The sequence below is a fragment of the Dysgonomonas termitidis genome, assembly GCF_042654545.1.
Lineage (GTDB): Bacteria > Bacteroidota > Bacteroidia > Bacteroidales > Dysgonomonadaceae > Dysgonomonas > Dysgonomonas termitidis.
Map to the genome: position 1 here is coordinate 1 of NZ_JBHSGN010000034.1, position 8,402 is coordinate 8,402.

Genomic DNA, 8,402 nt, shown 5'->3' on the forward strand with positions numbered 1-8,402 from the left:
AGCAAGCCTGCCCGTTGGTATTCCAGGAACTTATCCCTGTGTATGGATACCAGCCTGTCCCCTGCCGGCAGGCTCATCAGCATAACTATAAACTGCCTGTTCCATCCCTTTTGCTTCATATCGGCAAGGCTGATGGCAATATCCATCCTGATAGCCTGCTTACGGCAGAAAAACCATTCTTTCAAAGAAAGCCGCGCTTCATTAAAGTCCGAATATATGATACTGAATACTGACATAGGTTATTTGTTAATTGGTAATTCTTGTTTTAAGACATTGTCGCTTTGCGCTAATTGGCACATCGGCACATCATCTCATTGGCACATTAAATTTACTCAATTACGCATTGCCACATTAACAAATTAATCTGGACTTATTTACATCTTAAAAACTTTTTGCAGTGATAGGAAAATTGAGGACAGGAGAGAATCAAAACAGAATTGAGCCGGTTTGGGGACTTGAACCCCAGACCTGCGCATTACGAATGCGCTGCTCTGCCAACTGAGCTAAACCGGCGTTTGGGCTGACAAATGTAGTATTTTTCTTAAAAAAAAGAATAATCGGACTAATGTTTTGCCCTGATGCGTTTATTCCATATAAACTCAACCAGGTCTACAAATGAAAAGATAACGATCAGGTGGAAAATACTGATATTAACCTTGAAAAGCAAGGATGAAAGATAAGTAAAACCCATCAGTAAGAGGCTGACAGATAAAATATTGACCGGGAACTCGAACGGCTCGAAATATTTTATCCTCAGCGTCATTTTAAGGTGGCGGCTTCTTTTCCCTGTTTGCAGCCAGACAATCCAATAGAGGAAAACGTAAAGTACCGCCAGATACCAGACAGGTAGTATTTGCCTGTCGAGGTGCAGGTGCAGGTAAGCATTGAACAATATCAGCGTACCCGGCTGCCTGTTCAGGTAAGTGTTGTGGGCATCATTCTCGAAGTCGCCTATTAATATATACCTGTTTTGCAGGTAGTCGTTGAATACTTCGGGGGCTATTTCCAATATGGATACCAGTTCGCCGAGGCCGATTTTCACATATTCCCCATCTGTAAAATCAGAGCCGCGAAGCGGGTAATCATCAATCTGGTTGTTGAAGGCAATGCCTTTTCCCTGAAACCACGTGAACAGAAAGTTCTTACGGACATTCACCTTATCCAGATCCGTGTACATCCTGAAAGGAACCAGCGTGTCCCCGTATACGCCGAAACAGGGGACTTTGTACACGGCGTTCTGCTGCAAATACACCGAAGCCGTTGCGGAGCGCACACCTGCAAGGTTACGGCTCAGGCTGTCATTGGCATAGGTATTGATACCCAAAAACTTATCGCCCAGCCCCGAAACGGATTCAACCAGCAGGCTGTCGTCCGGGGTGGGGATATCGAAATGCACATCGCACAGCACATACCTCACTTGTTCTTTGTTAGCTGCCAGATGGGTAAACAGCCGGGCTAGATATTGCCTGTTGGTAACGACGTCGTTTTCAGTCGAATCTTCATCGAGCGGGACAAGGTACCGGGATTTGGAAACGTCGATAAAAATAATCTCATCCGGCATCGGCTTATGCCCGTCAGGTAACAGCATGTTAATCCCGCCCACCCTTTTTTGGATAGCCATATCCGGCCCCGAATTATAGGGCAGCGCCATCCACAGGAAAGTGGAAACGAACAGCAGGATGCTGTAGATATGCAGCCTGCCGTCAGAGAATAAGGTTTTTATATAGTGCATTTTTCAATCAAATAGTATAGAACTGCCTTTGATGCGGGAAAAATAAATCAAATAAACCGGATGCTTCACTATTATTCTTGAACGCAACGGACGGAGAGGCTGACCGCACGGCTGGGCGAGTTGACGGAAGTGTCGTCACTGCTGAAGAACAAGCTAGAAGCGCGCTGCGCAGACACTGAACTCGACCAGTATTGGGCGAATGAACCCGGGGTAATGGCAATGACGGAGGAGCGCCCAGTAGCGGGAAGGAAAATGCTGTTGCTGCCGTTACCAAATACTTGGCCGTTCTTACCATTTTGAGTTACCCAGGTATGAGGCGCATTCGCCAGTATTTCATATTCAGATTTGGTAGGCACACGCCAGCCGGCAGGGCAAGCCGATTGGGCTTCATCAAAAGTGTAATAGTTGCCATAATCTTGCGGTGATGATACAAAAGTCCCTTTTGCCCCTACATTGTATTTAGCCCAGACAATACCGTTAATAGCTATGCCATCAACGGCTACAGGAGACGGAGATGGAGATGGAGTCGGTACAGGAGACGGTGAAGGGCTTGGAGTGGGCTTATTACCCGGCGGGATAAAGTAAAAATCCTCTGTCAAAATACCGGATTTGAAGGGTAATTGTTGATCGTTTGTAAGATTGGAGACGCCGTTTGCTACCCGGTTCAATATATTATCTATAGTAGCGCCCTCCTTCAAAATTTCCTGTTTCAGGTAATGGGTAAATACGCCATTGCGCAAATTATAAGTTCCGCCATCCTGCGCTGTAGACCCCGGTGATGCTGCAAAGGCAATGAGCGTACCTTTAGGAGCAAGCATTCCGGCAAGGCCTTTTTCATTGCTTCCCCGGCTCCAGCCTCTGGTAAACGGATTATCGCGGCAGGCATCCAGTATCAGCAGCTTAAAGCGGACTCGTTTCTCTTCCATATTGCCCAACACCTGGTTTACATTCAGTGCGTTGTACCGTACATCGGTTTCTGAGTTCAACTTCGCGCCAACAGGTATTAAATAATTTTGTCCCTTTACCTCCATGCCGTGGCCTGCAAAATAAAAAATGGCCATATCGTTACTTTCAATCGTGTTGTACCAATTGCTTAAATTGGCTTCCAAGTTCGGTAAGTCGTTATCTTTAAGGAGTGTGACTTCAAAACCAAGCCGGGTAAGCACACCGGTTATATCGTTGGCATCGTTCAGCGTATTGTTCAGGCTTTTGCCCGCCCCATAGTCGCTCATACCGATAACAACGGCTTTGCGTTTCTGGCTGGTAGGGTTTTCAACAGGTGCCTTTACCAGCTTGAGATTGCGCTCCTGTGCAAAAGACAGGTTTGCACAAAATAAAAGGAATATAAAGAGAAAAAAAGGTTTCATTATTATCTGCGTTTTATTTTGGTCAAAATATTTTATCAGTCTCAATTTAAGGTAGCGTCTTTGGTCGTCTTCTTCTCGTTAGGAAGAATATAGACTTCAACACGACGATTTTGAGTGCGCCCTATAGCAGTGCTGTTATCTGCAATCGGTTGTTCAGATCCCACGCCTTGAGTTATCATACGAGAGTAACCCACACCCTTACTCATCAAAAAATTAGCAACAGCTTGCGCTCTTTTTATAGACAGTTTGTTATTCTCCGTAGAATCTGTGTACCCATAAAGAATAACATTAGTATCAGGATTTTTCGTCAAAGATGTTGCAAAACTAGTCAACACGCTTTGAGAAGCGGAATTCAGTGTGCTTGAGTTAGTAGCAAACAAGATTCCTGATTCGAAAGTAACTTTGATAGCTTGTCCATCATTTATAATAACTTCTTCATCTTTAGTAGAAGATGAAGACCCCAGAGCAAGGCGGAAACCGTAGGTGTTGACCTTGAGAGTGGGAGGAGATTTGAAGGCCCGATTCGCAGAGCGGCAGTACTTAGCGGGGAACATCCAACTACCGCCCCGCAACACGCGGCTCGAACCCGAAGCAGCCCCAAGCGGATTGGTCGCGAGAGCAGTACTATAATCGCCATACCAGTCGTTACACCATTCCCACACATTCCCGCTCATGTCATAAACGCCCAGTTCGTTGGCCTGCCTCTCGCCTACAGGATGAGTGGCATTATCCGAATTATACTTAAACCAGCCTGCAACATTCAGATAGTCGCCGCCACTGTACATATATCTCTGGCTCTTATTCCCGCCCCGGGCCGCATATTCCCATTCGGCCTCGGTAGGCAGGCGGTATTTTTTTCCTGTCTTTGTATTCAGCTTAAAAAGAAACGCCTGTATATCGTTCCAACTGACAAACTCCACTGGCCGGTTACTGCCTTTAAAAGATGAAGGATTGTTGCCCATAACGGCTTCCCACTGTGCCTGTGTTACCTCATACTTTCCTATATAAAAATCGCTAAGCGTTACTTGATGTTGTATTTCATCGTATCCGCGATCAGGTTCAGATGCGGGGCTACCCATCGTAAATGTACCGCCTTTCACGGCAACCATCTCTATATTCAGGCTGCCCGCTGTTTCCGTGTAGTCTGCAACGCTGTTAACTACAGGCGCCGGCGAAGGACTGGGAGTGGGCTTATCGACTGGCGGGATAAAGTAGAAACCATTACTGCTTATCAAACGGTTTTCTTCAACAGGGGTTTGTTCGCCATTGCTTAACTTAATTACCTTGCCCCGGACTTTTTGGAACAGGATGTTAAGTTCGAGTCCCGGCACTAATAATTCATCGGACAATACTTTTGTATAAAGTCCATTATCGCTGTTATTGCCATCACTAGCTACTTGCCCGTTATCAGCGGCAAAGGCGGCAAAAGAACCGGTTGTAAAATCCGCCTTTCGCAAAACCAAACCTCTGTCGCCCACTCCTCCTCTGCTACCCCAGCTCCGGTTTTTAAAAGGATTGTTACGACAGGCATCTATCACAAAGATATTCATGGCATCAGTCCTTGAATTTTGAAACTGGTCAAATATAGTAGAGAAATCCAAGCCTTCTAATGTTACGTTTTCCCGCTCATCCAATGAGGCATCGACAGGAACTAAAAAGTTTTTTCCATCTATCTGTATGCCATGCCCGGCATAATAGAAGAAACGCACATCGGCATTTTTATGGTTTTTGATAAAGGTAAGCAATTGTTTCTCGAATCCGGATTTTGATGTATTTACAACTTTTTGTACGGTAAAACCTAATTTCTGTAAGGTAACTTCCATCAGGTTCGCGTCATTAACCGCGTTTTTCAGGGGAAGCTCCTTGTAATCGTTATTGCCTACTACTAACGCGGCTTTTTTCTGCGCAAACGACAGGCCTGTAAAAAACAATAAGACTGTAAAGAGAAAAAGTTTCATAACTATCTGTGTTTTATTTTTATAAAAATAGGGACAGCCGTATGGTTCACAGACGCGGCTTTAAATGCTATTTTATTCTTCTCGAACACCACTTCGTTTCCGTCTGCGATTTTATCCGCCAGCGTATTCTTCACAATTCTTACAAAGCTTTCACCGGGATTATTTTGCAGGGAATTTCTTATCGCATCCATATTCAATTCTTCTTTCGAATAAATGACGCACAGATAGTCTTCGCCTGCTGTTTCGTCCATCTGGATATATTGCGTTTCGTCCGGGATGGATACGGATACTTCCGATTTAAAATCGAGCAATGCGGAAACATTCCTGTCCGGGTCTGGGAAAAGCTGCGCCAACGGGCTACGCCTCGAATCTGTTGAAATCAGGTAAACATAGGCAGGCTGCGAACTGGTGAAGTTGATGCGGAACAATGTCCCGGCAGGATACGGATTTAGGATATTGTAAGTCATTTTTTCTGCGCTTGCCAGCCGTAATCCGCGAAAAGCCGCTTCATCGCCTTCGAGTTGCATGGAAGTACCGTCACTAAGTACCAGACTGAATGAGCCTTCCATCCGTTTCATTGTATCGGGTGCAGGAGGAGGTACAGGCAACGGCTTAGGCGGTTCAGGCGGTGGAATGGGCAACGCATCATCGTATAAGGAGATAGCATAGTTCAATATTTTCGGAAAATCCTTGTACTTCACACGGATAAAGCCTCCGTCACCCCAAGCAGTACCCCAACTGTTCAGAAGCTCAACGGCTCCGGATGTACCGTCCCCGTTATTATAGTTATCGTCATAGCCGACCATGCACATAGCATGATACCCCCGCAGGCCGTCAAGCACACCGTTCCATACCTTGCCATCAAATGATTGATAACATTTTATGCTGACGAGCACCGGCTTTTTATCCGCTATGGCTCTTTTTATATTGTCGAAATCTTCCCTGCTTTTTATACCCTCATCTGTAGTCAACCGTTGAAAATCTTTGATGGCGTATGTTTTGGCTTGTTGAAAAAATGGGGCGATAACAGGGTTACACTGATAAGGCAGATCCGTCAGGAAAACAGCCCCTGCCTTTTTTAGTAATTCCACGCTTGCATAGATAGTGGAACCATTCTGGCAATCGACATCATTGTTATCCTTTATCTGGGAATAAACGAAAGAGGGTGAGAATGCTTGATTGGTGATATCTTGTACATCGGTCAGGTTATTTTTCACAGCCCAACTGATCGTTCGGGCAGCATATGCGCTTGCCCATCCGGTACATGTACCGTACTGCCCCTGGTTACCCGGAATAGGAGCGTATTGTCTTAATGAAGCAGCCGGAGGCAACGGCGCCAACGAACGGACTTTAGGCACCAGGGGAATATTTTGATATGCATCCGGGCTCATCAGTTCGCCGGTAAGCCGGGGAGGATTGAAACCGTACTTCGTTTGCATAAATCCGGCGATATCCTGCCAGTAAGGCGTTGCAAACTCCAGTACGCAGTAAGGGGTAATGTATTGGCCGAACATTTCGTTTACATTGTCTGGCGTAACGTTTAATGTCTTGCACAGGGCTTCGACCGATTCTATTTGCTTGTCCTTGCCCGGATTTGCTTTCCATGCCCTTGTGCCGAGTGTGGCTACGGAATTTTTCCTGATGCACGATTTGATTAAATCCAATAGTTCCGAAGAGCCTTTCTCCTTGTAGTTTTTGTATTTGATTACACAAACACCTGTTTGCGAAAGGACTTTGAGCTCTGCGCCCGGATCGCCGAATACGACCTTTCCGGTACTGCTCAGATTGTCGCCTTTTTTCACTGCCTGCCCGTTTACAAGTACCTTTCCGGTAACATTTAATACAATATTCTGACTGTAGGACTGGTAAGGCAGTAAAAAGAGAGCAAGCGGTAAGATAGTTCTCAGGAACATAATCATTACCTTTCTATTTCCGGTATTTTCTTTCATCTTCGTTTTTTGACTATTAGTGTTTTACAAATCAGGTTTCTATTTTCAAAATCATTATACACAATGGATTCCATTAAAAAATACAGACACCTACCCGTACGTAAGAATGCCTCCCGGACGGAATAAGTGTAAACAATAATAAAGAAAATGCCATCCTGTGCTAAAGGATTCCGACATTTTCATGTACCGGATATTATATCCGGTATAAAATAACAATAAAAATAGATGCCTGTATTTAAAATATTATTACCTATTTTTATCCGTTTATTACCTATTTCGCAACTATAGTTACATTAGTTGCGGTATTGATATATTTATGGAGCCATACATATATGACTTGTGTAAATATTCGTTCCGCAGGTATTTATATGTTATTTGTACTCATATATGAGTATTATGTTACGATTTCAGCTATTTCCGGCGGTTAGCTGCGGTTCCCTCGTCCTACCGGATTTGCAATCCGATAGCTTTTGATATAAGAATTTTTAATTCTATTTCTTTGGATTTATAGTTATAAAGCGGATTAAAAATCTTTCTGGTAAACATCTCAATATTCCAATCAAAAACTCGCCTCCCCCACAGACCTTTTCACCTTCACTTTCTTCACCTCATCCAGTAATACGGGCAATGCCAGTTGGAAACAGATATACAGGCCTATCATCCGTGTCATTAGTATATCGTCATGCTTTCCTTCCTTGGCCCCATACGAGCCGTTCTTCTTCTGTTCATACACACGCGCCTCGTTGAGCGCTTCCCCGTTGCGCTCTATATACCCTTTCTCGCGGATAATAGCCACATAGTTGGCGATTATCATTGTCTTGGTGCTCCTATTCGTATGGAAGCCGTATTTTGCAGGCAGGCCCTCCCGTATCTTATCGGCAGGAGTACGGCTGTACAGGTTCGGGTAATGCTTTACAAGCGTATCGAAGATCAACTCCGACTCATCCGTTTTTATATCCGTATCATACGTGTTGCTTTCGATGATAAGCAGGGCGTCATTATAATACCGGGCTATCTGTGCGGCTATCCAGATGGAAATATCCTTGTCTATACGTCCCCGCCACTCCGCCACTATTTCAGGGGCGCAGCCGTGCATCATCCAGTAACGGTCGATAACTGTGATCACACCCCAGTCCGCACTCTCCGATACTCCCTTCTGCGGGTCGAATATCACCAGGTAACGGTCTGACACCCGTATTTCCGTATCCGGGAACTCCCATACTTTAAGTTTGTTCCTCTCCTTTATGGCTTTCAGTACAGGGTCGGAAGTATGCATATCTGCCAATGCTTCCTTATCCTCTATAAAGCGTATGTTCTGTAAAATTTCCTGCACCCGTGTTGGCTCCAGCTTCGATAAGGCAGGGGAACAATCTCCGGTAAGCTCCCCTACGGCGAC

Annotated in this window: 5 protein-coding genes, 1 tRNA gene and 1 pseudogene; all 7 read right to left on the bottom strand. The window is 45.0% G+C overall.

The window, feature by feature from the left end; translation table 11 throughout:
• Positions 1-236 (bottom strand): hypothetical protein (locus tag ACFO6W_RS04020; RefSeq protein ID WP_379994067.1); only part of this gene is annotated, 236 nt, incomplete at its 3' end.
• Positions 237-440: 204 nt separating this feature from the next.
• Positions 441-513: transfer RNA gene (locus ACFO6W_RS04025), tRNA-Thr, on the bottom strand.
• A 49-nt stretch (positions 514-562) separates the two neighbouring features.
• Positions 563-1,732 (bottom strand): hypothetical protein, encoded by a 1,170-nt coding sequence (locus ACFO6W_RS04030; RefSeq protein ID WP_379994068.1) that lies wholly within the window; start codon positions 1,730-1,732, stop codon positions 563-565.
• Positions 1,733-1,803: 71 nt separating this feature from the next.
• Positions 1,804-3,099, bottom strand: a complete 1,296-nt coding sequence (locus ACFO6W_RS04035) for a caspase family protein (RefSeq protein ID WP_379994070.1) — start codon at positions 3,097-3,099, stop codon at positions 1,804-1,806.
• Positions 3,100-3,140: 41 nt separating this feature from the next.
• On the bottom strand, positions 3,141-5,057 hold the full coding sequence (locus tag ACFO6W_RS04040; RefSeq protein ID WP_379994071.1) for an SUMF1/EgtB/PvdO family nonheme iron enzyme: 1,917 nt from the start codon (positions 5,055-5,057) through the stop codon (positions 3,141-3,143).
• Between the two features lie 2 nt (positions 5,058-5,059).
• Positions 5,060-7,006 (bottom strand): C1 family peptidase, encoded by a 1,947-nt coding sequence (locus ACFO6W_RS04045; protein WP_379994072.1) that lies wholly within the window; start codon positions 7,004-7,006, stop codon positions 5,060-5,062.
• A gap of 559 nt (positions 7,007-7,565) precedes the next feature.
• A pseudogene (locus ACFO6W_RS04050) lies at positions 7,566-8,402 on the bottom strand (hypothetical protein); the annotation flags it as partial.